The organism is Nocardia sp. CA-128927 (assembly GCF_050955855.1).
Classification (GTDB): domain Bacteria; phylum Actinomycetota; class Actinomycetes; order Mycobacteriales; family Mycobacteriaceae; genus Nocardia.
Genome location: NZ_CP192087.1, coordinates 8,446,204 through 8,473,141 on the forward strand (window position 1 = coordinate 8,446,204; position 26,938 = coordinate 8,473,141).

Genomic DNA, 26,938 nt, shown 5'->3' on the forward strand with positions numbered 1-26,938 from the left:
CAATTTTGCTCGGACGCTGACCCGGCCTTCGAGCGCGGTGACATCGCGGTTCGTCCTGGTGTCGAGGCCGGCAGCCTGGTACCGAACAGCCTCGTCATGTGCCAAACCGACCGCGCTGGTGAGGTTCCCGAGTTCTTCCACTAGGAAGGATCTAGCGCAGGCCGTTACGCTGATGAACGGTTGCCGCGTCCGATACGGCCGGACCGGAAGTCAGCGACAGTTCAGGTGGGTCTTTTCCCTACCTGAGCCGGAAGGGGTAGGGGTTGGGTGACAGGTCCGCAGCTCGCCCGTCCACGCGTGCTGTCATGCAGAAGATCGAACAGCGGCTCACGGAATTGATTGCTGCGCGGTATCCGGATCGGCGCGAGCGGCCAGGTTACGGCCGGCTGGCCAGCGAGATCTGCGAGGCAACCGGTGGCGCGATCTCCGGCACGTACCTGTGGCAGCTCGCCACCGGCAAGAAGCGCAATCCCACTCTCGAACAACTCGACGTCCTCGCCGAGTTCTTCGATGTCCCTATCGAATATTTCTACAACGATGCGGTGGCCGCGGACGTCCGCGAGCGCGTATCCCAGAGCGCCAGGTCCGAGCCCGCCGCTGACACGGAGACCGAGGAGTCGGCGCTGCTGCGGCAGAAACTTGCCGAGCAAGATGTGCAGATGATCGCGATGCGTGCCGGATCAATGAGTCCTGCGTTGCGGCAGCAATTGCTCAAGATGATGGAGAGCCTGGATCCGACACCTCCACGCAACGAGGACCGGCAGTGAACGAACGAGAGATTCGCCGATATTGCCGAAAAGTACTGCGCGACTGCGGCGTTCAGCCACCGTTACGGATAGAGGATCTTTGTCAACGGATCGGAGGGTATCGAGGAAAACCGATCCGCCTGGTTCCGTGGTCTCTTCCGGTCCCAGGTCCGTTCGGGTTGTGGATGTCTCGCAGTCACGAAGACTGCATCTTTTTCCAAGAAGAAACGACGCGGGTGCATCAGGTTCACATCATCCTGCACGAAATCGGCCATATCCTTTGTGAACACGTCGACGATACCGGTCTCGACGGTGTTCCTGATCTGGGTCCCGAATTCCCTACCGATCTGACGAAACGCGGTCTGCGGCGGACCTGCTACGACGAGCAGCGTGAGCGTCAGGCGGAGATGGTCGCTTCGATCATTCAAGAATGGTCGTCGGTCATCGACTACACGACGCCCGCGGCGCCGCCCGGATCCGACGCGCAAGCCCTCTACAGTGCGCTGAACAGCAGACGGGGCTGGTTGTGATGTTCCTACAGACCTGCCTGATCGCTGTACTCATAGTCGGTGCGTTGTGGAAAGGGATTGACCTTCTCCGCGGTCGTGACGACCGTGTTCTGCAGCACCTGGTCGCGATGTTCTTGATCCTCGCTATCGGACATATCGCCGCGCGTCCTGCGAGCATCCGGAAGATCGATGCTTTCACACAGCCCGGCGTCGGCCGGCTGTTGACGAACCTCGCGATCATGATCGGGCTTTTCGCCCTGATACGGGTATTCACCCTCGCATCGCGCGGCAAACTCCGTCGCCCGTCTCGGCGACTACAGTGGCGTCTGCTCGTACTGGCGTGCGTGGGCCTGCTGGTCTGCATGGCTGCCACTTCGCCGAGCGACCGAGCACACACACTGTTCACGCCGCACATCGCCGAGCCGTCGATCCTCGGGTTCTACCTAATCGGAAACGCCTATTTCGCATGGGCCTACGTGTTTTGTGCGATCATGGCGTGGCGATACGCGGCCTCCGCGCCGCGCTATCAAACTCTTGGTCTCGCTCTAGTCTCGGTGGGTCTTTTCGGCTCGGCGTTGACCTCGTTCAACCGCGGCGCTTGGCTGACCGTTCGTGCCATCGACGGCGATCTCCACAGCAGATTCAATACACTGAACTTCGCGATTACGAACTTCTGTACCGCGCTGATCGTCGCAGGATTGTGTTATCCGGCGGTCGTGCAAGCGATCTCAGCGCTGTGGTCGTGGTTCTTGCACTGGCGCCAGCACCGTGGACTGGCCACATTGTGGGTGCTGATGTCCACCGCGTTTCCGGAACTGACACTCGGACGCCACACCACAGGCTCACCCCTCGATCGGTTCCTCTGGCCGAGTATGCACGCGCGGTTCTATCGCAGACTGATCGAATGCCGAGACGGCCTCGTCCGGCTGAGCCCTTACGTCGAAGACAAACCTGGGCTGGATCTGACGAAACTGTCCGATGACGACCTCGCCGCACATGTTCGGGAAGCCCTCGGCCGTAAACCGCCAGTCGAAGATCCCGATGTGACGTACTCCGCGAAGCGTCTGGCGGTCCCGGACGGCGATGACCTCAATGCTGAAGCCCGGGCTCTTATCGCACTGTCCCGTGCATTGGAAGGATCCCGATCGTGACCAGATTGCAGATTACTGCAACGTGCTTCATTGTCAGCTCGGCCCAGCAGGCGATCGGCGACACCGCGCTGGTTTCGGTAGTCGGTCAATCAACCGGGATATAGAACCGTGTATCGGTAACAACGAGGAGCATCGTGTCCGAAGACAATGCCACTACGACGCCAGTCGACTTCTGGTTCGATCCGCGGTGCCCTTGGGCGTGGGTCACTGCACGCTGGATGATGGAGGTCGAGAAGGTCCGGCCGGTGGAAATCCGTTGGCGTGCGATGAGTTTGGCCGTGCTGAACGAGAACCGGCTCGATGAGCTGCCTGAGCAATTCCGCAGATGGGACACCGTAGGCCGGTACCCGGTGCGGATCTGCGTCGCCGCCGAGCAGAAGTACGGCAGCAAGGCCCTTGGCCCGCTGTACACAGCCCTGGGTACCCGCATCCACAATCTGGGCCAGAAGCAGACCCGGGAAACGTTCGCGGCAGCCCTGGCCGATGCCGGCCTGTCTGAAGACCTCGCCGACGCGGCGTACTCCACCGACTACGACACCCTCGTACGCACCTCCCACCATGAGGGAATCAATCTCGTCGGACAAGAAATCGGTACCCCGATCATCGCCGTTCCCGGACCTAACGGCACCCGCATCGCCTTCTTCGGACCGGTAGTCACCCCCGCCCCCAAAGACGAGGCGGCAGCACGACTATGGGACGGGATTCTCCTGCTCGCCGGCACCCCAGGCTTCTTCGAACTGAAACGAAGCAGGGACGCCGAACCGGCGTTCGACTGATCTTCAGTCTCACCTGATCCTGCACGATCCACTGATCGAAGCCTGGCCTGCTGCGCACCAACCTCATCCCGACGACGGCCGCAAACACCTGCCGTACATCACCGATACCGGCCGCGCCAGCCTGCGGCGCGAACGTACCCAGCGCGCCACATACTCGACAGCGCCCTCAGCGACACGCTCACCCCGGACGAGCGGCAGCAGCTGTGGGACTGCGTGCGGTTGCTGACCCGCATCACCGCTCATATGAACCAACGATGACCGTGATGGGGTCACGGCTTCACCACCACCGATGAGAGTGAGCAATCGACACGCTTCCGGTCACCGGCAACACACGCACATCGGCATGTGCGCGCGTTGGGAAGTATTGTCCGCCAGCTGGTTTGGACGAATGGCCAATGCGCGATATGCGGCATTATCGCTCACTCGTCCTGACTGAAGTCAGCGTGGATGGGTGCGATACAGAACGTCTTACGCTGATTTCAGTGCGTTCGGACGCCGATCAGATGGACCCATCAAGCCGAGGTCGCCAATGAAAAAAATCCCGAGGTCCAGTAGGAAAACGGACCTCGGGACTGCCAGTACCCATATGCAGGTTCTACCTCGAGTGGACCTAATGCGACGTTACTCGAACCAGGACACCCTAACCACCAACCTGGAACGAATCCACCGCGAAACCGCAGATCAGGGCACACGCAGCCACTCCTCCGCCGTCAAACCCCACGCCCCTCGACACCGCCTGACAGACGACGACAAATCCACCATTCTCGCCGACTACGAAGCCGGCACCTCGACCAAGCAGCTCGCGGCTAAGTACCGGCTCGGCAAAGGCACCATCCTCGACATCCTCCGCACCAGCGGCGCCACCATCCGCGAACAACGCCACCTCACCAAAGACGAGATCCAGTACGCCATCACCCGCTACCAACACGGCGAATCACTCGCCCGCATCGGCAACCACCTCGGCGTCGCCCACACCACCATCCGCACAACACTCCAACGCCACGGCATCACACGCCGCGACACCCACGGCAGGCCACGATAAGCACCCGCCACCACTAGATTCGGGCAAACTCCCAACCGATACGGCGACAGCGGTCGCCGGGCAGCAATACCGTCTGCAGGTGTGTGCGGCCAGAAACACAGACCGCAGCGGTGGCAGTAGAAGGCTGCTCTCCACAGCGCGGACACGGCGGGCAGACCGCACGCGACGCGGGCATTATTGCTGGCTCGCGATCACCACGGAAGCCTTCGGATCATCCCCGCGTGCGCGGGAGCAGCCGAATGCAATACGTGAAACGCATCAGCGGGTTCAGTCTCCTGACAGGCTGACTTCTGGACCGCATTCCGCTCACGCCACAACGATCACAGTGTCAAATGCCACGGTGCAGGGCATAGTGGTAAATAAGATACTCGCTAGTAGGCACTTAGTTCACAAGACCAAGCAAACTCGTTGCTCCGAGTCCGGCGATTACGCTGCCGCACCCGGAGCAAATCTACCCGAACACCTCAAATGCACAGTCTAGACATATGGCAGCAGCTACTTCAAAACCGGATTAGACGGATGGATCCCAGTCTCTCAATGTTTACCCAATAGAGTCTAATGAATTAGCTATTCCGCCACACGATTTCCTTCCGGGGTCGACACCTCGCAAGCTGCCGCCCCCGGCGTCGAATATCGCTGCATGCGATTCAGCGGCGCAATCTCCCTTGCTGAGGGTCGTAGCAGATAAGGCCACATTCGTCAGCAAGCTCTATGGCCTGGGTCGAGATCTGATCCTCACAGCCACGAAGTATGTGCATCAGAAACACCGGGCCACTCGCCTGTCCGGCTCCGCTGGCAGCCCAAGGGCCGAGGCCGCCCTTGTCATCGTGATCCGGCCAGCGCTGCAGGAGTGCCTCGACATAGGCCGAAACGTTGGGGGCGGGGGGTAGGTCTCCGCCCCCACTCTCCAGGTAACGCTCGGACAGTTTTATATATTCCTCGAGTGCCGCGATATCGTCGGCGGGGCGCTTTCCTTCCCAGAAAGCCAAATCGTAGCTCATATGTCTATCCTGTCACACTTTGAACCAGAAGGTTGAATCAACAGTTTCCCCTACTTCCGGACTAACGGCGGATGAAGCGACTCCGGTGATAGAATTGGAGTAAGTCGAGTCCGACCAACATGCACTTGTCACTACCGCGCCCTACTATACAGTCGGGCCGCCCGGTTCCATCGAGCTCACATTTTATCTATGGCTTATATATCACGACCTCGCGATTAGGTTTCGCCATTTCCTCCTGCAGTGGCCCCGTCATTCTGGCACCCTCATTGAGGAAGAGTATGAACGTGTAGCCGTTTTTATCTGCGTAGTCGATGTCGTCCTGGATTTGCGAATCCAGAGATTGTACCTTCACGTTCTTTATCTCGCCGACAACCTTGTGAGCGTGATCCAGTATATCAGGAATTCTATCGTGCCCATTTATCACGATATGTTCCGTGTTCTTTGGAGTACGCACAGCCTCCTCGCCAGCTTTTCCTTTCTCGTGCGGTGTCGGATTTTTGTTACTCGACGACTCGGCGTTTTCGTTTCGCTGGCGTTCTTCTTCTCGCCCGTCTTCTTTGCCCTTGTAATAGAGGTACACCGCGCCCCCGACGAGGGCGCCGCCAAGAAGGAGACCCACACAGAAGGGGCATTTGCCGCTGAGGTCGAAAGAGTTGACGGGATCGCCATTGACGTAGTCGTAGTTGTTAGCCGATCCGCCGAGCACTGGGTCGACTTGCAGGAAGCGGCCGAGTATCGGTAGGTAGGTGCGGGCTCCCATCTCGAGCGCTTGCTGGCTGGCGATGTGTTCGATCGGGACGGTGTTCTGTCCGAGCCATCCGAAGTCCATACCGCCCTCGGCAGTGGCGGGGATCGGTATATCGCCGATAACCCCGCTGGCAGGGTCGATGTTCTGACCGTAAGGGTCGTACAGATGAATCGCCCCGGTGCGGGCACCATTCCCGTCTGCGGTGAACAGGATGTCGCCGTGGACGTTCGGGTAGGACCAGTTCGTGGTGTTGTTCTGACCGTAGCTCTTGGTGAGCACGACACCGCCGGGCAATTTCAGCACACGCTGCCGAAGGTTCCCAGAACTATCTAGGACGAAGTCGGGCCCGCCGGAGTCGGAGGTGAAGCCGTATTGGGTGACCTGTGCGGGTTTGGCGTTTTCCTGCACCGTCCGCGCTGTGATGCGGTCGGCGACGTCGCGGGTGTATTTGACCGAGCGTCCGGCAGCGGTAGCAGTGGATACGTGCCGGAGGGTGGAGTCGTAGCCGAGGGTGTCGGTCCCGATCTTGGTCGTGTTGCCGTAGCTGTCGTAGGACAATGACAGGTTGGTGGCCCCGTTGGTGGACAACAGCCGGTCGGCGTCGTCGTAGCAATAGTTGGTGGTGGCGGGAGCCGCACCGTTGAGACTGTCGGTGAAGGTCGTGCGGTTGGTGTTCAATCCCGCTTTTTTGTTCGGCCCGCATCCGTTGTCACCAGCGAAGGCGTAGGTCATCCGATGGAAAGGCATGCTCGCTGCAACCAAGCGCCCGGCGCCGTCGTAGGTATAGGCAAAGTTGTAATCCGAACCAGGCTTGGCGGTATCGGTGATCTTTTCATCGATGACGCGTTGATCACGAGAACGGGTCACTGTGCCGACGACCGTAGAATCGGGCACCTTCCAGGTCAGGGCCGCCAACGAGCCTGCGTCGTTTTGAGTGACCGTCAGGTTCGATCTGTTGCCGTAAGCGGCGCTTTGGAGCACGTCTCCCTTGTAGCCGGGGGCCGCCACTGTCGTGCCGTCCTGGTCGAGGCGGGTCAGCTGGAAAGCGTCGTTCCAGTAGTAGTTCAGGGTGGAGGTGACACCCTTGACCGTGGATTTCTCGCTGGACTTTCGCCCGACGCGGTCGTATTCGGTGTGAGTGGTGACGCCGTTGGCGTCAGTGTAGGTATCGATTCGACCGAGCAGATCGATCACGGTGATGACTGATCCGCTCTCGTCACTGGACTTTGTCTTGCGTGGATCACCGCCGACGGCATAGTCATAAGTGACGGTGCGAGCCGATTGGCCGTTCATCGCAGGGAACGACTTCTTGACGATGCGACCGCGGGCGTCGTGATTGATGCACGACCACGGCTCACTGCCGACCCTGGAGGCGGCAATCTGCCCTGCGGCGTCGTACACCGTCTCGAGTACATTGGCCGACGCGTCCGAGTCTTTGGCCCCACGAACGGTTTTGACCCTGCCGCCCTGACTGACTGCCGTGGAATTCGCTTCGCACGGGTTCGCCCGGGTTTCGTTGTCCCCGTAGTAGGTGGACGTGCCTCGTTTGTCGGGGTTAGCCTCGATCTTTCGCCGGGTTGATGTGCTGGCCTGATCGGGTTCGGATTGGGTGTTTCGGTCGTAGTTTTCCGGTTGCGGGCAGGGCAGCTGGCCCGCGCAGCGGGCTGGCTGCCGGGTTCCACTGGCCCGGGTGGTTGGTTTCCTTGGTTGCAGGGACGGTTTCTGGCTGGTCAGCCGGGTTGCAGGCGTGCTGCGGCGGTGGTGAGCAGTTCGGTGTAGGGGGCGTGCCGCGCCAGGTGCAGTGTGGTTTTGCGGGCATGGCGGGCGATGCGTCCGGCGGCTGAAAACAGCCGCAGCCGTAGCGTTTTCGGTTCCCAGCGACGTGCGGGGTGGTCGTGCAGGGCGAGTGTCTGCATCCAGGCGGTCAGGTCGAGTGCGAGCGCGACGACGGCGAGCCAGATGCGGTTGGCGTCGAAGCTGTGGAACGGAAGATTGCGCAGGCCAGTGTCTTTCGCGTTTCTGATCCGGTCTTCGCAGCGGGCCCGCTGGCGGTGACGCAACTCGAGGTCGGGCAGCTGGCCGCGGGTGGTGTTGGTGACGAACGCGGTCAACCGCATCCCGTCGCGGTCGGTGAACCGCAGCTGAGCACCGGGGTGTGGTCTCTCTTCCTGACGATGAGCCGCATGCCGGGCGGCCATCCGGTCAACTCGGTGATGCCGGTGACTTCCACGACCCAGGCGCCGTCGCGGACCTCGCCGTCTGCGTCGTAGGCCGGTGTCCAATCCTGCGGATTCAGGTGGGTGCCCATGGCGGTGACGATCTCGTCGGTGAGAGTGAACCCGACCGAGTACTGCAGCCGGCGGCGGTGGCAGTAGTCGAGGAACTCGTGGGTGCCGCCACCGGAATCGGTGCGCACCAGCACTTTCCGGCCGACCCGCCATCCCGGCTGCCACGGCAGCTGAGCGAGGGCATCGCGGAGAACCTGCTTGTGGTCGGCAGCGGTATTACTACCGGCGTTGCCCGGCCGCAGCATGGGCGCGGCGGGCTCGCCGGTGCCGGTGCGACCGTGGTCGATGAACGACCACAGCGAGTGGAAGCCGAAGCCCCGCTTGAACGTCGGTGTGGCGTTCTGTTTTTCCGAGTGCGCGTCGGTCAGGGTGGCGTCGAGATCGATGATTAACGGATCATCGATGTTGATCCCGTGACCGGGGGCGTTCGGCCCAGCCACGGCCCACGCCTGCGCCCGCGCGTCCGCGCGTGCAGAAGCGATGGCGGCCAACGCTTTCGGTGCCTGGGCAGCCAGCGCGGTGATCGTCCGCGACACCGTCGGATCCGAGGCCACCAGACCGAACACGCCCGGCTCGGCCCGTAACAACGCCACATCCGCGGCGCAGTCACCACCGACCGCGAGTGTCACCGCCAAATCCAGCACGATCTTGCCCGGGTCGTGGACAGCCATCGGTTTGCGCCACGGCCCCAACTGTTCCGACAAACCCCAGGTCAAACCAGTTATCTCGGCAGTACGCAGCAGCAGTGCCGCACCTGCGTGTGACACCACGCCCGCACCGTCACCGTCGATGGTCAGCCGCGGATACGGCGATATAGACTTGCCCACCAGAAAGGTGCTCCAAAACCTCGATCAATTCAGCCTTCGCAAGTCGAATTATCGCAGGTCGGAGCACCTTTCGCCATTCCCGCCGCAGGTTAGGCGCCATTACCATGATTGGCCGAGGTTAGCGACCTCACCGGCCGGCAGCGCTGCGGCTAGCTGGCGCAGGAACCCCTGACCGGGCCGCTCGAACAACCGACGACCGGTCAGGTTGAGCCCGCCCGGATCGTTTGTCTGCGACACAGCCAGGGCGAACACCGGATCGATCCCATTTGCCGGGTCCGCGTACGCAGTCGCACTCTAATCAGTTCTGGGAGTGAGCTATCCGGCACACTCCTGGTAGTAGCCGGCCGGTAGGTGAGCACTTTCGCACCCTGGACTTCGAGTCCTGGAGAAAGACCGTGCCCCTGCCGGTAGGCCGGGAGAGTTGATCGCTGCTGGGATGTCGTGCCCGCCCGAATGGGCGTGAGCACTGCTTGATTAGGTCGCTGATGGTTCTCCTGCTGGCTGCTCGACGGTGATCGGCATTAGCAATTGGAGGATTGTTGCGACTGTTCGTAGGAGATGACTGGGCTGAAGACCACCACGACGTGGAGGTGATGGACACCGCCGGGCGCCGCCTGGCCAAAACGCGCGTGCCCGAGGGCGTCGCCGGAATGGCGAGACTGCACGCGATCCTCGGCGGCCTGGTCGACGACGCCGACGAGGTCGAGGTCCTGGTCGGGATCGAGACCGACCGCGGTCCCTGGGTCGGGGCGCTGGTCGCCGCCGGATACACGGTACTGGCGGTGAATCCATTGCAGGCGGCCAGGTTTCGGGACCGGCTGGGAGTCTCGGGTGCCAAAAGCGACGCTGGTGACGCTCACGTGCTGGCGGATATGGTCCGCACCCATTCCCACGAATTGCGACCTGTCGCTGGGGATTCCGCGCGAGCCGAGGCCGTGAAGGTGGTGGCCCGTGCTCACAAGACGATGATCTGGGACCGAACTCGCCACACCCAGCGGTTGCGTCACGCTCTGCGTGACTACTTCCCCGCCGCGCTGGCCGCGTTCGACGACCTCGACGCCGCCGACACCCTGGAACTGCTCGCCAAAGCACCCACCCCAGCTGCGGCGGCCCGGCTCACGATCCCCCAGATCAGTGCCGCGTTGAAGCGGGCGCGCCGCCGCAACGTCGCCGACAAAGCCACCGCTATTGCGGCCGCACTGCGCAGCGAGCAGCTCGGCCAGCCCGAGGTCGTGGCGCAGGCCTACGCAGCCTCGGTCCAGGCGCTGCTGGCGGTCCTGACTGTCCTCAACACCCAGATCAAGACGTTGCAGGGGCAGGTCGAGGCGCATTTTGGGCAGCACCCGGCCGCTGAGATCATCGCGTCCCAGCCCGGTTTGGGACAGGTCCTCGGTGCCCGGGTGCTCGCAGAGTTCGGTGACGACCCCGACCGCTACCGCAGCGCCAAAGCCCGCAAGAACTACGCGGGCACCTCCCCGATCACCCGCGCGTCGGGCAAGAAGAAGGTCGCCCTGGCCCGGTTCGTACACAACGACCGGCTCATCGACGCCCTCACCACCCAGGCGCAATCCGCGCTGATGTGGTCCCGGGGCGCCCGCGACTACTACGACCGTCAGCGAGCCCGCGGTGTCGGTCACTACGCCGCGCTACGCCAGCTCGCCAACCGACTCGTCGGGATCCTGCACGGCTGCCTCAAAACCGGAACCCTCTACAACGAGACCACAGCCTGGCCCGACCCAGCTCAGCAGTCCGCTGCTTGACATTCAAGCTCCTGGGATGTCTTTGTCGACGGTGCGCGCTCGAAGTCACCGCCGGAGGTGTTATCGGTAACCAGGCTTGTCTCGAGTCCATAGCGGGGCACGAGATTCTGACCGGGTACCGTCGACGACGCTCCCGAACCGGGCGGGGTCCAAGTGAAATTGAGAGCCCCGGTGGTGCCGCTGCGGTTGTAGTAATCGACGCGGATGCGATGGTTGCTGTTGGCAGCCGTGTTGATGTAACTGCCGACGACATCGGTGGCGGACTTGTCTGTCCAGCTGTCCACCGTCAGCACGTCATCAATCCATAGCCGGACACCGTCGACGACGGTGAATCCGAGCTTGTACTCACCGGTGTTGGGAAACTTGATCTCGCCCATGAACCGACCGGACCAGCCACCGCTGTTCGCGACCGGCGGGGTCGAACCCCACTCACGCGCCAGACTTCCGTCGACGGAACCGACACCGGTCGCCCACTCCGTCGGCACTCCAGCCAACAACGGGTTGTCATAGAACGCAGTCTCGAGCCCATTCAGGTTCTCGTCGTATCCCTTTCGGGTATGTGGCATTGTCGCTGCGCACTCCGGCTTCGGCAACTGCCCGTCGAAACAGGCCCCTGGCGCCGGACCGTACTCGTCGGTCTGCCGGTCCGCGTGGTCATACACCAGCGTCGAGCGCCGACCCATCGTGTCGACCCTGGCGGTCAGCTTGTCCTTCGTACTCCATTCGGACCGGATGGTGTCGCCGAGCGCATTGGTATGGGTAAGTTGACGACCGGCATCGTCCCAAGTCGCGGTGCGAACACCCATCTTGTCGATGCCAGCGATATCGACATAGGCGGTTTTGCCGACGATGTCGTATCGGTAACCGTGCGTCAGTCGGAATCCCATGTCGCTGCCGTCCCACTTGGGAGCGATGACCTTGATCGGCCTCGAATGCGGAGGCCGAGGGACAGTGACGTCTTCACGGAACTCGTCGTACTCGATCAGCCAACGTTCGGCGTTCAAGTTGTAGGACGGCAGTGTGGCCCGCCAGTCCACCGCCAAGCTGTCACGGACATCGCTCAGCGACCCGACGGCGTCGATCGCCTTCAGCTTCTTCTCGGTGTCGTTGCCTGCCTCGTCGTAATCGCGTTTCGCGTTTGCCAAATTCAGGTAGCTGTAGTCCCGAATTTCGGAACCGGGGTTCTCGATCCGGCCGAGAGCTCCGACGATGTACCAGAGCCGGGTTTCGGTGCCGTCCCAGTATTTGATCCGGCACAGTTTCTGCGGTGGCGCTGAATGGGTTCCCGGTGGGGAAGATGCTCCGCCATAGCAGTTGTTGCTGTCATCGGTGTTGTAGTACAGCGTGTGTGCCCGACCCGAAACAGGGTCCTTGATCTGAGTCAATCGTGCGGGAGTTCCGCTGTAGAGGTACTGCAGCGAGGCGGGCTTTTTACTGTCGGCGACCTTCGACACCGCAGCGAGGGTGCCGTCGACGTTGAAGACCGACACCACACCGTCTTTGGTGATCGAGATCCGGCCACTGGCATCAACGGCTAGGACACCGTCGCCACCCTTCGGCGGGGTGTAACCGCCGTTCGAGGCTTTTGCCCAGCCGTGTTTGCCGCCTGTGGCATCGGTGAGCACGACCGCCCCATCGAGCATCTCGGCCTGGACATACTCGCTGCCCATCAAACCCAGCGTCCACCCGCGCGGAAGCGGTGCCGGGTCCTGGGCGAACAACCATTCGGTCGTGACGATCCGAGGGTTCCAGTTGGTGGTGCGCGAAGTGTTTGCTCCTGTGGTGCTTTTGGCCCACAGCACCATTTGCGGCCTATCGGTCGTACGGTGATACAGCTCGATCTTGATCGGGACACGCTGGCCAGCAGTCAATGAGGCATCGGTGTCCTTCTTCGCCGTTGCGGTGGAGAAATCTGTACCGACAGTGGCCTTGTTCGGGTTGTCATAGGCAAGTTTGTTATTGACCCAAATTTTCGCGCCGTCGGCGTGTGAGCCCGCGAAGCTGAAATCACCTGTCACCGGAGCCTGGAAGTAACCCTCCCACCGCACTACGAACCACTGTTTGTCCAACGCGGCAGGCATCGGATCTTCCCGGAAGGGAGAATTTTCCGGCACGTTGGACCAGACATTGCCCCAGTCCAGATTCACCTGAGCCTCACTGCGCACCATCACCGGCGTCGCATCCGCAGCACCATTGTGGTCGGCATCGTTGAAATACGACGCCCGCACACCATGCCCATCGCTGCCCTGGCGCGAGTTATAGGCGAATGTGACTCCGGCGGACCCGCCCATCGCCTCGAATACCGGTCCCGCGGCAGAAGTCTGGAGGTTGCCGTTGAACAAGTTGACCGTGACCGGCCCTATCTGCTCGATCGGCGCGGGCCCCGCTTTACCGATGCGCTTGTCGATGGTGAGGTGGCCGACCCATTTCGATGGCGTTGGCGTTGTTGCGCCGGATGCGACTGTCGCTACGGTCCAGCTGTAGCGGGCGCCGTCGTGCAGCACATGCTCAGGCACCGTCCACTTCGGTGCGTTCAGGCAGCCGGAGTCAACGACGCTGCCGGAGCGGCCGTCGAAACCGGTGGAGATCTTGAAGCAGTACTTGGTACCGGACGCGGCCGGACTGACCTCCAGGACCGGCATGTCGGTCGCGACCACCGAATCCTCCACCGGTGCAATCATATTCACCTGCGGGCCCGGTGTGGGATTGGTCGGGTCGGTCGGGTTGGTGCCGTCGCCGTAGTCGACCAGCAACGCGGCTTGTAGTTGTTTATAGGTGTAGGTGGTGCCGTCAGCGCCGCCGAGCATCAGCCAGGCGTTCTTGTCGGTGGCTTTGACACGATCACCGAGGTAGGTGGTCAGCGCAGGCCCAGTCAGGGAGCCTGATTCGCCGATGTTGGCTGAGGCCAGCTCCGGACCGATCGCCGCGTAACCCAAGGGTGTGGTGGGCTGGTACAGGGTCACCTTGGAGGGGAGCTTCATCTCCGACAGCGGGGTCGCCACCTTCAAGTCCATGCGCGCGCCGGTCACGGTCTTGCCCGCCAGCGGCGTGAGATTGTAGCGAAGTGCCGTGCGCCACAACGAATCTTGGCCCAGTACGGACCTTGCGTTGCCGGTTCGAATGCCGCAGTCGTCGGCTACCGTGCACGGGGCCGCGCCCTTCAGGTAGGCGATGGCCTCGGCTTGCTGACCGAATCCGAAGGTGTAGGTCGGGTCGACCACCACGGGGAACTTGCGGGCGGAGTCCTTCAACCACTTGGTATCCACAGCCACGGTGAGCTGCCATGCTTCACCGTCACGGGACAGGGTGTAGTTGCCATCAGTACGCGCCGAGGGCTTCTTGTCCTTCTCACTACCCGAAGAATCCCAGACCTCGATCGGGGGCAGCGAAGCGACGACCTTGCCGGCCTTGTCGCTGATCTTGACGGTTTTGCCGTCGACCTTCGGTGTCAGGGCACCGGTGTTCAACTTGAATACCCAACGCCCTTCTCCCACAGCAGAAGCCGACTTCAGGATGATCGACTCTTTGATCGCGTCCGCGGTCACGTCGTAGGTGACATCGGTGTTCGGCAGGGCGTTGGCATAGGTCGCGGTCGACCCGGTGACCTTACGGCCTGCCTTACCGGCACCCTTCAACTCGAGGGTGACCGGTGTGCCGTTCTGGTTGACCCGGAACAGATTCGGGTCGTTGGCAAACTCGGCCAGATCGATCCCGACACCGGTGCGCGCTGCGGTGACACGCTTGGAATCCTTCTGCTCCACCAGCCGGGTATCGATCGGATCCCAACCGCCCTTGCTGTTGCGTACGCTGACCGGGACCTGCGAGAGCACCATCGTCTTGGTGCCATTGGTGTTGGTGAACTCGACCGTATCCTCGGTCCGCGCCGACTCTTTCGAGGTCTTCGGATCGAAACCACCCTTCGCCGGAGCAGCAGCCGCGCCGCCAGCGAGCAGTGGCGTGAAATCGGCCTCCGGTTGGGCCTGCTTACCGGTTAGCGAAGGCTTCGAAACAGCCTTCGACATTATCAGCGGAACATCGCGCGGGTCCTTCGGTTTCGGTGCCGCAGCAGCCTGCGGCGCTACAACAACCTGTAGCAATGTGGCAATCAGCGCGGCGACCAATACGGCCGCCCACGCAATCCTGCTCGAGCCATGCAGATAAGAGGGCCACCAACGCAGCGTGGTACCCGACGGTGAGTACTCATCAAACTCCCCAATAACGAGCCCATCGACGGATCTCCCGAATTGGACAAACCGCTACAAGAGGGCAGATCAATTCCGAGTGGAATCTGGATCGGCTGAAACTGGACAATATTCGACCACATCGCCATTACAGCCCTCGGTGTCTTACTTCAGATCTCCATCCAGTAGCAGGGCTCCAATGCGAAAAGAGTCAACAGATTGAGATGCGACACAGAAGTAGAATTGTCGTTACGGATCGGATAACGTTGCAGCCCTATGCGGTTCGACACATCGAGTCAGGGCGCGTCTACACCATCAGTTAGGGACTGAGCAGGGTTAAATGACGGGGGGTGGGATATCCGGCATGCTTGAGCAGTTGTCAACGTGCAACCCACCGGACCGACCGATGCCCTGACGTACACCCCTGCGATGCAACTTGTTTGAGAACTTCTCTTCAGGATGTCATTGATCGATACACACTCCGCCAACACGAACTTGCCTGATACCGAACGATATTGGGGCGACGGCCGCCCACCTGAACAACGGTACAGTCGAATCAAATGGGGAGCATTCACCAAGATCACTGGGGAGCTGGGCATAGCCCAGCGATGGCCAGCAGCCCGGTCGCATGGTCCCCGACGCAATCTGGCGGCCTGGCTGGGACGCGAGGAGGAGTTCTGCGGGCGCCCACAATTCCGGGCCCACGTTCCAACCTGGATCTCACCGCTACCACCGTGGTGGCCTGATCATCGATCGCTCATGCAGATCCGGACGTTCCAGAGGTGTTGGTGGCCAACCGTTCCGAGGCCTGGCCACTGTCCGCTCAGAACGCGCGGGTCGCGGCGTGAGCGCACACCTCGGCTGGGCATAGCCAGTTTGGCCATGATCTCCTGGCAGCCCTGCTCGGTGGAACATCGACTCCCGATGAGCCGATTCGACCACCGTGGAGTCCAATCACGCACCTGGCTACGTTATGCACTCTGATCACGCACCTGCCGTAGCTTTGCTCATCGGAATTCTCGTGCTCACCACCCTCGTGGTGGTGACACTTCGGTGGCGCGGCAAGTCCCGGCTTGTGGCGGTGCTTGGTGGTGCGGCCGCGGTGGTCATCGGCTACGTCGTAGGCCTGGAGGCGATCTTTCTGATGTGGTGAAGACCGTTGCCGACGGACTCGATCACCGTGTTCGCGCTCGAAAATCGGCATTTCAGTGCGTTCGGTTGCCGAACAGACGGTCCCATTAGCCTCGATCTTTCGCCGGGTTGATGTGCTGGCCTGATCGGGTTCGGATTGGGTGTTTCGGTCGTAGTTTTCCGGTTGCGGGCAGGGCAGCTGGCCCGCGCAGCGGGCTGGCTGCCGGGTTCCACTGGCCCGGGTGGTTGGTTTCCTTGGTTGCAGGGACGGTTTCTGGCTGGTCAGCCGGGTTGCAGGCGTGCTGCGGCGGTGGTGAGCAGTTCGGTGTAGGGGGCGTGCCGCGCCAGGTGCAGTGTGGTTTTGCGGGCATGGCGGGCGATGCGTCCGGCGGCTGAAAACAGCCGCAGCCGTAGCGTTTTCGGTTCCCAGCGACGTGCGGGGTGGTCGTGCAGGGCGAGTGTCTGCATCCAGGCGGTCAGGTCGAGTGCGAGCGCGACGACGGCGAGCCAGATGCGGTTGGCGTCGAAGCTGTGGAACGGAAGATTGCGCAGGCCAGTGTCTTTCGCGTTTCTGATCCGGTCTTCGCAGCGGGCCCGCTGGCGGTGACGCAACTCGAGGTCGGGCAGCTGGCCGCGGGTGGTGTTGGTGACGAACGCGGTCAACCGCATCCCGTCGCGGTCGGTGAACCGCAGCTGAGCACCGGGGTGTGGTCTCTCTTTCCTGACGATGAGCCGCATGCCGGGCGGCCATCCGGTCAACTCGGTGATGCCGGTGACTTCCACGACCCAGGCGCCGTCGCGGACCTCGCCGTCTGCGTCGTAGGCCGGTGTCCAATCCTGCGGATTCAGGTGGGTGCCCATGGCGGTGACGATCTCGTCGGTGAGAGTGAACCCGACCGAGTACTGCAGCCGGCGGCGGTGGCAGTAGTCGAGGAACTCGTGGGTGCCGCCACCGGAATCGGTGCGCACCAGCACTTTCCGGCCGACCCGCCATCCCGGCTGCCACGGCAGCTGAGCGAGGGCATCGCGGAGAACCTGCTTGTGGTCGGCAGCGGTATTACTACCGGCGTTGCCCGGCCGCAGCATGGGCGCGGCGGGCTCGCCGGTGCCGGTGCGACCGTGGTCGATGAACGACCACAGCGAGTGGAAGCCGAAGCCCCGCTTGAACGTCGGTGTGGCGTTCTGTTTTTCCGAGTGCGCGTCGGTCAGGGTGGCGTCGAGATCGATGATTAACGGATCATCGATGTTGATCCCGTGACCGGGGGCGTTCGGCCCAGCCACGGCCCACGCCTGCGCCCGCGCGTCCGCGCGTGCAGAAGCGATGGCGGCCAACGCTTTCGGTGCCTGGGCAGCCAGCGCGGTGATCGTCCGCGACACCGTCGGATCCGAGGCCACCAGACCGAACACGCCCGGCTCGGCCCGTAACAACGCCACATCCGCGGCGCAGTCACCACCGACCGCGAGTGTCACCGCCAAATCCAGCACGATCTTGCCCGGGTCGTGGACAGCCATCGGTTTGCGCCACGGCCCCAACTGTTCCGACAAACCCCAGGTCAAACCAGTTATCTCGGCAGTACGCAGCAGCAGTGCCGCACCTGCGTGTGACACCACGCCCGCACCGTCACCGTCGATGGTCAGCCGCGGATACGGCGATATAGACTTGCCCACCAGAAAGGTGCTCCAAAACCTCGATCAATTCAGCCTTCGCAAGTCGAATTATCGCAGGTCGGAGCACCTTTCGCCATTCCCGCCGCAGGTTAGGCGCCATTACCATGATTGGCCGAGGTTAGGCCGAGGTCGCCAAGAAAAAATCCCGAGGTCCAGTGGAATTTGGACCTCGGGACTGCCAGTACCCCTATGGGCAGACTATGCCCAAGAGTGGACGTTGGGGGACCTTACTACAACACAAACATGCAGGTAGAAGCGCTGGAAAAGCTGCTGACCAAGCTGCCGGACTCCACAGGACCAACTCCCACGCTCCCCCGCAGGGGGATCCCACCCCGGGCGCGGAAACTCGAACGAAGAATCACCGACACCGACCGAGCCGAGATCATCGACGCCTACGACACCGGGTCCTCAGCCAAACAACTCGCCGCCCAATGGCAACTCGCCAAAGCCAGCATCCTCACCATCCTCCGCGCAGCGGGCGCCAACATCCGGAAACAACGACGCCTCACCGACGAAGAAATCGACCACGCCATCACCAGATACCAGCACGGCGAATCACTCCAGCGAATCGGCGACCACCTCGGCGTCGCCCACACCACCATCCGCACCGCACTCGAACGCCGCGGCATCCCCCGACGTGACACCCACAGCCGACCACACCACTGAAGGTCATGTGAACGGCGCCCCTGACGCCTTCGCTTGGCCGTCCACCCCACTCATAATCGAGTCACGAGCCGCACCTTCACCAGCCAGAACCCTGCGGACCAGACTGAATCGTCATCGGTTTGAGACAGGCCAGAGCGGCAGGAAATTGGGGGCGGTTCATCCTGCTAGTTAGCGGACACTGGCGTTCTGGTCACATAATGATCAGTGTGAACCCAGAGTCAGAGCATCGGCGACGGCCCCTGACGAACCCCAACTATCAGCCGCACCCTCGCGAGATCACCGCTGCGCATCGATGCCTCGCAGAGGAGTTCGGTGCGGTTGTTTCGCCCCGATGGTCCGAACAAGCTGTGGTCGAATGTTTAAGATGGCTGATGATCAGCAACACCACAGAGGCTTGGCGCATCGTTGTCGAGGATGCATGGGTCGAGGACGAGTGGACGTTCGCGGTAGTCTACCGATCCCCGTACTTCGATGGCCGTCTCGCGTTGCGACGCTCGAGTTACAACGCTCGTGACAACACGTTCTCCAGCATGTACGCCTCACAGCTGCCTGCCGCGCCGGACCCGAAGCGTTATGGTCGCGATGTCGCCGACTTCGATATCGGTGAGCCGCCCGGCACGGTGCTGGACCACCTCCGAGTCGATGATTGCGATATTCACTGGTGGGGAACCTTACCGACTACACCCACCCAAGGTTCTGCGTCGAGGTGAGCGCCGTCCACACGGAAAGCCAGACTGCTATGAGGGAAGCGTAAGCCGTGAGCGGCGGGTCCGGATAGCCGATGTTGGACTGAACAGCCTGATGACCATGGTCATGTCCAAGCATGGATTGCGCTTGGGAAGTCCGGCCGGCGCTCGTGCCCGATCAGAAATTCGGCCCGAGCAGGCCGCGGACAACATGGTCGACAGGCGTGGCCGGACGTTCACGCGGCCTGCGACCGGATCGTGACCACACGACTGGCTGGATCGACCACGTTGGCCAGCCCCATGGCCGATGGCCGCCGCCCATATCATTCGCGACCATCTTCTTCACCCCAGTCTCAATGGTCAGGCGCGCCACCGGCAAGCCGTACATCGAAGGAGGTTCGATGCCTGCCATCGCGCGGAAGCTGCGGTCGAGCCTGGCGCCAGTCGGATTGAGCGGCAGACCAGACTGACGCGACAGGCCCGGGAGAGCGACCCGACCATGAGATCAGCTAGTGCGGATTGTCCGGCCTTTGAGGTACCAGGTCCCTCGGCCGCCGAGGTGGAAGGGACACGTCGAGTCGCTTCCACCTGTCAGCACGCGTTCGTCGCTCATCGGTGCGGAGGCCCCGAAAACGTCTTGCTCTGGTTACTGAGCGTTTGGTTGATCCAGTCCGGGCATCTCGTCGTACCTTCGCAGTGCGCGGTTATCACTCCGCCTTCTCCTGCTTTCTGATCGTCCTTCAATGGCCCATAATCTATCACCACTCTGACCCACACCTCGTCGATAGTCATCCAGGTTCCGTTTCGTTGTTTAATCTGGCGTACGAATTCTTTTCGGTAAACCCATTTTGCGTCGGGCTGCAAGTCTGATGTCGTCGGACTTCTGACCACCTCAGCCACAACATCGGAGTTGGTGAGATTGTGCTTTCCGACAGCCTTCTCAAGGCCCAGGCCTTTATCCGCAACCGGATCCCAGTATCCGACCCTATACGGTACGGGTTCTCCCCATTGATCGACCAACCATCTGTGGACGGTGGGGTCGGCCTTTTTACCGGTGAGATCGAGGGTGTTGATCGGGTCGGCGTTGACGTAGTCGTAGTTGTTGGCTGATCCGCCGGAGATGGGGTCGGCTTGCAGGAATCTGCCGAGGATGGGTAGGTAGGTGCGTACTCCCATTTCGAGGGCTTGTTGGCTGGCGACGTGTTCGATGGGGACGGTGTGCTGGCCGAGCCATCCGAAGTCCATCCCGCCCTCTGCGGTGGCCGGGATCGGGATGTCACCGATGGTGCCGGTGGCGGGGTCGATGTTTTGGCCGTAGGGGTCGTAGAGATGGAGTGCGCCGGTGCGGGTGGCGGTGTGGTCGGTGGTGAGCAGGATGTCGCCGTGGATGTTGGGGTAGGACCAGTTGGCGGTTTTGGTGTCGGTGAAGTTCTTGGTGAGCAGAGCGCCGCCGGGTAGTTTCAGCATTCGTTGGCGCAGGGTTCCGGAATCGTCGAGGACGAAATCGGGGCCGCCGGCGTTGGAGGTGAAACCGTAGCGGGTGACTTGTGCGGGTTTGGCGTTGTCGCGGACGGTTCGCGTGGTGATGCGGTCGGTGACGTCGCGGGTGTAGACGACGGAGCGTCCGGCCGCGGTGGTGGTGGAGATGTGTCGGAGGGTGGAGTCGTATCCGAGGGTGTCGGTACCGATTTTGGTCGCGTTGCCGTAAGCGTCGTAGGTGAACGACAGGGCGGTAGCCCCGTTGGTAGACAGCAACCGGTCTGCGTCGTCGTAGCAGTAATTGGTGGTGGTCGCCGGAGCACCGTTGAAGCTGTCGGTGAAGGCAGTGCGATTGGTGTTGGACCCTGCCTTTTTGTTCGGCCCGCACCCGTTGTCGCCAGCGAAGCTGTAGGTGAGCTTGTGGTGCGGCACGGCGGCAGCGACCAGGCGACCGACACCGTCATAGGTGTAGGAACTGTTGTAGGTGGTGCCGGAACCAGCTGTGTCGGTGATGGTTTCGTCGGTGATGCGTTGATCACGCGATCGGGTGACGGCACTGGCGACGGTGGAGCCCGATATCTTCCAGGAGAGGCCGGTCGTTGAGCCGGCGGCGTTGTGGGTGATCGCGAGGTTGGATCCGTTGCCGTAGGCGACCTTGTCCAGGATTCCCGCGTTGTAGCCCGGGGTTGCGACCCCGGCCCCGTCAAGGTCCAGGCCGGTCAGTCGGGACGCGTCATCCCAGTGGTAGTTCAGGGTGGAGGTAGCCGCCTTGACCGAAGTGGTTTCGCTGATTTTGCGCCCGGCAGGGTCGTAGGCGTTGGTGGTGGTGACCCCGCCCGCGTCGGTGTAGGACACGGTCTGGCCGAGCAGGTCGATCGTGGTGGTGGTCGATCCGCTGTTGTCGCTGACCTTCAGCTTCAGCGGGTTGCCGTCGACGGCGTAGTCGTAGGTGATGGTGCGGGCCGGTTTGTCACCCATCGCCGGGAACGACTTCTCCACGACGCGGTCACGGGCGTCGTAGCTCACACACGACCACGGCTCACTGTTGGTGCGGGCAGCGACAAGACGGCCTGCGCCGTCGTACACCGACTCGACCGCGTTGGCTGATCCGTCCGAGTTCTTGGGTCCCCGAACGGTTTTGACCATGCCGCCCTGGTCGGCAGCTGCGGAGTTCGATTGACAAGGGTTCGAGCGGGTTTCGCGGTCCCCGTAGTAGGTGACAGTGCCGCGCTTGTCGGCATTGGTGAGGTCACCGCCAGGCAGGGCTGCGGCCAGTTGCCGCAGATAGCCTTGGCCGGGCTTTTCCATCAGCGTCCGGCCGGTCAGGTTGATGCCGCCCGGGTCTCCGGTTTTGGACACTGCCAGTCCGAGCACGGGGTCGATCCCATTGTTGGGGTCTGAGTAACTTGTCTCGAGTTTCTTCGCGGGCGCGCGTTCGGTGTCGCCGCCGGAGGTGTTCTCAGCGATCTGGTCGGTTTGGAGACCGTAGCGGGGTGCCAGGCTCTGCCCTGGCACTGTGACAGCGGATCCAGCGCCCGGGGGTTTCCAGGTGAAATCGAGTGCCCCGGTTTTGCCACTGCGGTTGTAGTAGTCGACCCGAACACGATGCCAACTACCGGCTGTGGTGTTGGTGTAGGTGCCCGGGACAGCGGTGGCGGCCTTATCGGTCCAGCTGTCCACGATGAGCACGTCATCGATCCACACCCGGACACCATCGACGACGGTGAACCCGAGTGCATAGTCGCCGGTCGCGGGGAACTTGATTTCGCCGGTGAATCGGCCAGACCAGCCGCCCTTGTTCGCGACCGGCGGGGTCGATCCCCAGCTACGTTTCAGACTGCCGTCGGCGGAGCCGACACCGGTCGCCCAGTCTTTCGGGACTCCGGAAGTGAACGGGTTGTCGTAGTAGGCGGCCTCCAACCCGGCCAGATTCTTGTCGTACCGAGTATTGGTGTGGGGCATCGTGTTCGCGCACTGCGGGGTCGGCAACTGGCCGGTGAAACAGGCCGCCGGAGCCGGACCATAACTGTCGGTCGGCCGGTCCGCGTGGTCGTAGATCACCGTCGAGCGGCGACCGGTCGAGTCAATCGTGGCTGTTCGCTGGTCTTTCGCGTTCCATTCGCTGCGGACGGTGTCGCCAACAGCGTTAGTCGAGGCAAGAAGGCGACCAGCATCGTCCCAGGTAACAGTGTTTTCCGGTGGCGAGTTGAGCCCGCCGATCCCGTCGACGTTGACGATCGCTTGCCTGCCGCCGATGTCGTAGCCGTAATAGTGGGTGGGCCGTTTGCCCAGGTAACCGCCATCGGGGGACGGTCCGGTGACAGCGACAGCACGCAGGCGTTCGGGCACCCCCGGCTCTTCGACGAACTTTTTGTACTGGATCGCCGTGTGTACGAGCGCCTGGGAGGGGAACTGTTGGATCGAAGCCCAGTCGTGGCCCAGGTTGCCGCGGACAAAGCTCAATGGCCCGATACTGGCGAGGAGTTCTTGGCGTTTGATCTCGCTGCTGGTCTTGCGGTATTCCTTCTGGACTTCGGCGAGGTTGGTGTAGCTGAAGTCCTGCATGGCCGCGCCGGGGTTCTCGATCCGAGCGAGAACGTTCAGCAGATACCACAGCCGGGTTTCGGTGCCGTCCCAATAGGTGATGCGGCACAACTGTTGTGCGGGTGCGGAGTTGGCCCCCGAGGGGAGCGGCACTCCGCCGTAGCAGCTATCGCTGCCGTTGGTGTTGTAGTGCAGGGTGTGCGAGCGCCCCGATACCGGGTCGACGATCTCGGTCAGCCGTGCCGGGGAACCGCTGTAGCGGTACTGCAACGACGCGGGTTTCTTGCTGTCGAGCACGGTCGAGACTTCTGCGAGGGTGCCGTCGGCATGAAACAGCGACACCACACCGTTCTCGGAGACCGACAGCCGACCCTTGGTATCGAAGGCCACCACCCCATCGCGGTCCGGCGGTGCGCGATAACCACCGGCAGTCTTGGCCCAGCTGTGTTTGCCGCCCGCACCGTCGGTGAGCACCACCGCGCCGTCGAGCATCGCGGCGTGGTTGTAGCTGCTGGCCGGCATCGACAACGTCCAACCCGCAGGCAACGGCGGCGGATCAGCGGGATAGAGCCACTGGGCTGGCACGATCCGGGGCCCCAGATTATGTATGCGCAGACTTGGCGCACCCTGGGTGCTCTTGACCCACAACACCATCGCCGGCGGATCAGCGGAATGGTTATATAGCTCGACCTTGATCGGCACCCGCTGACCAGCGGCCAGCGTCACCTCGTCGGCACGTTTCGGACCGGCTTCGGTGAATTTGTCATAGAAGATGCCCCCGGCCTCAGGGTTGTTGTAGACCAGCCGATCGCCGGCCCAGATCTTCGCTCCGGGGGTGTGCGCGCCCGCGAAGCGGTAATCGCCGTCGACCGGGGCTTGAAAATAGCCCTCCCACCGGATCACGTACCAGTCGTCGGCCAGACCGGGCGGTAGCGGGTCTCGGTTGGTCTCGTCGTTCCATTTGTTACCCCAGAACAGGTCCACCTCAGATTCGGTGCGCACCAGCACCGGAACGTCACCGGGGACCCCGTTGTGGGCGGGATCGTTGAAATAAGAGGCCCGCACACCCCGGGCTTCACCTTGGCGTGAGTTGTAGGCGAACGTCACCCCCGCGGGCCCACCCAGCGCCGAGAAGGTCGGACCTGCGGCATCGAGACGGACGTTGCCGTTGAACAAGTTCACTGTCACCGGCCCCAGCGAATCGGTCGGGGTCGGTTTCGGATCACCCGTGCGCTGATCGATGGTGAAATGACCGACCCAGCTCGCCGGTGTCGGTGTCTGCGCACCCTTGGCGACGGTCTCGACGGTCCAGGTGTATCGGCCCCCGTTCGCCACCACATTTCGCGGTACCGTCCACTGCGGTTCCGGCAGACACCCCGACTGCGCCACGCTGCCGGTGCGACCGTCGAAACCGGTCGACACCTTGAAGCAAAACTTCGTGCCTTCTCCAGCGCCGGTTACGGCGACCTTCAACAGGGGTGTCTCGGAAGCCAGAATGGCGTTATCGGCCGGGGCAACCAACACCGTCTTCAGATCCTCCGGCGCCCGCTTCCGCGGACCCGCACCAGGACTGTCGACCGCCCCAGCGCGCCCCAACGGCACGAAATCGGCGGCGGGCAGAGGGGGCTCCGGTTCGAGCTCGAGCTTCGAAGACGGGCCGTCCCCTGAGGCCAGCAGCGGCACAGCCCGCGGCGGCAACGGAGCCGCCGCACTTGGCGGCGACACCACTATCTGCACCAATGTCGCGACCAGCAGAATTGACAGCGCCACCGCGCTCAAGCGATACCAATTAGCAAAGAGCCAACGCACCGAAGCGTCGCCCTGACAGCGATATTTCATCACACTCCACAATCCCCGAGCCCATAGACGGGCAGCGTAAATCCGACAGAACAGCAGCAACGGGACCAACCCATTCCAGACGGAATTCGTGATGCCGGAACTACACGCGCCGCGGCTCGTATTACAACCGCGGACTTCAGTGCCCTACCTCAGGTTCCCGTTCAGAGCTGATCCTCCAATTCGTTACCAGGCCAGCATGTTTGGAATCTACGCATGGATCATGCCTGCGGTTCGCTCGAAACTAACATGTAGTCCATGTGGATTCGACACACCAGGCAGTCATCCCACGCGGCAACAGAAGGGGTCAGAGTTTCAAATAGCTTTATTAGGAGGACATCTCACAGAATCGAGCGTCTTGCCGATCGCGCACGCTGACGATGTACAGACTTACAGCATGCTGCGTAACTTGTTTGGAAACCCTTACTTCAAGACGTTGCTCATCGATGCACACTCCATCACACGGGATTGACTGATAACGAACGATATTGGGACGAAGACCCCCTGCCACCCGGATAACGGTACAGTTGGATCAAATGGGGAGCCAACGCCCATGCCGACTGGGGAGCTAAACGCGGCGCAGGAACCGAGCACGTCTCTCAGATCCACCAAAGTGGCTGTACGGCAACAACAGTCGAAGTTCGGCTGCATACCGGCCGGGAGGGGAGGGAATCCCGCGAATCAAGGGATGAAGGCACAACTATAGCGCCTCCAAGAGGATCACCTAAGCTCCGACGTTTGTCAATCCCTCAGCGAGTATGTCGTGTTGCGCAGTGATAGGTGCTGATGGGGCGCTCTGGTGTTGGTGGGTTGAAAGGTGTTGGCTGCGTTGGCCTGTTGATGTCCTGATCCGGGTGATTTCCACACAGAGCCAGTCCCACAATCCCTGTACTCCGCGAACGGCCTTCCAGCGACTCACACCGCGATACCCCGCATGAGCGTTCGAGTGGTCATCTGCCCACAGCACGAAATCGGCTTCTGCGATCGGCTGGCCACCGCGAATCCACCGATCGCAACAGCCTCCCCTGCATCGCGTCCCGTCGAGGAGACGAAATCCGGCATCCAACGAATTCCATTTGCGGACAGCATCTTTCACAGAAAGACAGCAGGCTCGTTTTCAGCAGAACCCAGGATAGACGGATGCTAGAACTGCGCGTACGCTCGCCCTCGCCTCGCAAGCCGGAGAGCGCATCAGCGAGCCACCGCCGCCCGCAACGTCGGCATGGAAGCGGCGACGGCAACCTCCGCATCCTCCCAGGGCGAGAGCCCGCGGTTTGAGGGTGCTCAGAACGGCAGCACCACCGACTCGATGCGGTTGGCGGCGAGCCTTGCGTAGGGGTCGGGGACGATCCGAGGTACCGGCGCTCAACCGGCAGGTCGACGACGAATCGAGGGTCCGCAAGCCCGCCGGACCTCGGCGAGCAGTTCCGTCTAGCACGAGGAAGCAACAAGCTCGCAAAACTTACGTATTAACTGCAACTGGCGCTTTGCGGACTCCCACGGCCTGTGCCGGTGCCACACATCGACGGTCAGCAGAAACGCTTGTGCGCTCGGCAATCTCGGATGGCTTCCATCCGTCCATAGACATGTGCATCACGTCGGCTTGTGCAGGTGTCAGCCGACCGAGCATCTCGATCACGAGCTTCTGCTTCCAGCACGTATTCAAGTCCGTCGCGCCCACTGTTGCTGTCCGTTCTCCTACTCAAGGCAGACAGCTCGTCGCAGCGTTCCACGACTAGGCGAGCTGCCTGATTCCGGCGCTGCATCGCATCCGAGTGGATTGAGGGCTTGATACCGCGGCCTCCATCAAACCCTAGCCCGGCGCCGACACAGTCAGTCCGCTGGCCGAGCGTCCTGCGCTCCATGACGACGCCCCTGGACGTGTGAGTCCACGCGAAA

General features: G+C 62.1%; 13 protein-coding genes and 1 pseudogene. 8 read left to right on the forward strand and 6 right to left on the reverse strand.

The window, feature by feature from the left end; genetic code table 11:
* Window positions 1-305 precede the first annotated feature (305 nt).
* From ACQPW1_RS39225 to ACQPW1_RS39245, 5 genes are all read left to right on the forward strand, one after another.
* The gene (locus ACQPW1_RS39225) at window positions 306-767 is read left to right on the forward strand and encodes a helix-turn-helix domain-containing protein (RefSeq protein WP_433657867.1); all 462 of its coding nucleotides are present in this window, start codon (window positions 306-308) and stop codon (window positions 765-767) included.
* Window positions 764-1,276 carry a hypothetical protein gene (locus ACQPW1_RS39230; protein WP_433657869.1) on the forward strand — a complete coding sequence of 171 codons (513 nt, stop codon included), beginning with the start codon at window positions 764-766 and terminating at the stop codon, window positions 1,274-1,276. Before ACQPW1_RS39225 ends, ACQPW1_RS39230 begins: the two co-directional genes overlap by 4 nt.
* Window positions 1,177-2,406, forward strand: coding sequence for an MAB_1171c family putative transporter (locus ACQPW1_RS39235; RefSeq protein WP_433657871.1), 1,230 nt, complete (start codon window positions 1,177-1,179; stop codon window positions 2,404-2,406). The genes ACQPW1_RS39230 and ACQPW1_RS39235 overlap by 100 nt, the downstream gene beginning before the upstream one ends.
* Before the next feature lie 134 nt (window positions 2,407-2,540).
* On the forward strand, window positions 2,541-3,182 hold the full coding sequence (locus ACQPW1_RS39240; RefSeq protein ID WP_433657873.1) for a mycothiol-dependent nitroreductase Rv2466c family protein: 642 nt from the start codon (window positions 2,541-2,543) through the stop codon (window positions 3,180-3,182).
* A 613-nt stretch (window positions 3,183-3,795) separates the two neighbouring features.
* A complete protein-coding gene (locus ACQPW1_RS39245; protein ID WP_433657875.1) occupies window positions 3,796-4,224 on the forward strand; it encodes a helix-turn-helix domain-containing protein in 429 nt (142 codons plus the stop codon).
* A 647-nt stretch (window positions 4,225-4,871) separates the two neighbouring features.
* Here ACQPW1_RS39245 and ACQPW1_RS39250 read toward each other — a convergent pair.
* The 3 genes and pseudogenes from ACQPW1_RS39250 to ACQPW1_RS39260 all read right to left on the reverse strand — a co-directional run bounded on the left by ACQPW1_RS39250 (window position 4,872) and on the right by ACQPW1_RS39260 (window position 9,088).
* Window positions 4,872-5,225, reverse strand: coding sequence for a hypothetical protein (locus ACQPW1_RS39250; RefSeq protein WP_433657877.1), 354 nt, complete (start codon window positions 5,223-5,225; stop codon window positions 4,872-4,874).
* A 187-nt stretch (window positions 5,226-5,412) separates the two neighbouring features.
* Window positions 5,413-7,374, reverse strand: coding sequence for a putative toxin (locus tag ACQPW1_RS39255; protein ID WP_433657879.1), 1,962 nt, complete (start codon window positions 7,372-7,374; stop codon window positions 5,413-5,415).
* Window positions 7,375-7,703: 329 nt separating this feature from the next.
* A pseudogene (locus tag ACQPW1_RS39260) lies at window positions 7,704-9,088 on the reverse strand (IS1380 family transposase).
* Between the two features lie 536 nt (window positions 9,089-9,624).
* Here ACQPW1_RS39260 and ACQPW1_RS39265 point away from each other — a divergent pair.
* Window positions 9,625-10,848: an IS110 family transposase gene (locus ACQPW1_RS39265; RefSeq protein ID WP_433654210.1), complete on the forward strand. Its 1,224-nt coding sequence runs from the start codon at window positions 9,625-9,627 to the stop codon at window positions 10,846-10,848.
* Here the strand turns inward: ACQPW1_RS39265 and ACQPW1_RS39270 are convergent.
* Entirely contained in the window at window positions 10,830-14,870 is a 4,041-nt protein-coding gene (locus tag ACQPW1_RS39270) for a PA14 domain-containing protein (protein ID WP_433657881.1), read from the reverse strand. The two genes, ACQPW1_RS39265 and ACQPW1_RS39270, sit on opposite strands and share 19 nt — an antisense overlap.
* 1,180 nt (window positions 14,871-16,050) lie before the next feature.
* On the opposite strand from ACQPW1_RS39270, the gene ACQPW1_RS39275 reads away from it, so the two are divergent.
* Window positions 16,051-16,182, forward strand: coding sequence for a hypothetical protein (locus ACQPW1_RS39275; RefSeq protein ID WP_433657883.1), 132 nt, complete (start codon window positions 16,051-16,053; stop codon window positions 16,180-16,182).
* A gap of 260 nt (window positions 16,183-16,442) precedes the next feature.
* Here the strand turns inward: ACQPW1_RS39275 and ACQPW1_RS39280 are convergent, their stop codons facing one another.
* On the reverse strand, window positions 16,443-17,828 hold the full coding sequence (locus ACQPW1_RS39280) for an IS1380 family transposase (protein WP_433655183.1): 1,386 nt from the start codon (window positions 17,826-17,828) through the stop codon (window positions 16,443-16,445).
* A gap of 243 nt (window positions 17,829-18,071) precedes the next feature.
* On the opposite strand from ACQPW1_RS39280, the gene ACQPW1_RS39285 reads away from it, so the two are divergent.
* Complete coding sequence (locus ACQPW1_RS39285; RefSeq protein ID WP_433657885.1) at window positions 18,072-18,494, forward strand: helix-turn-helix domain-containing protein; 423 nt, start codon at window positions 18,072-18,074, stop codon at window positions 18,492-18,494.
* A 1,295-nt stretch (window positions 18,495-19,789) separates the two neighbouring features.
* On the opposite strand, the gene ACQPW1_RS39290 is transcribed toward ACQPW1_RS39285, so the two are convergent.
* On the reverse strand, window positions 19,790-24,973 hold the full coding sequence (locus ACQPW1_RS39290; RefSeq protein ID WP_433657887.1) for a PA14 domain-containing protein: 5,184 nt from the start codon (window positions 24,971-24,973) through the stop codon (window positions 19,790-19,792).
* Between the last annotated feature and the right edge of the window lie 1,965 nt (window positions 24,974-26,938).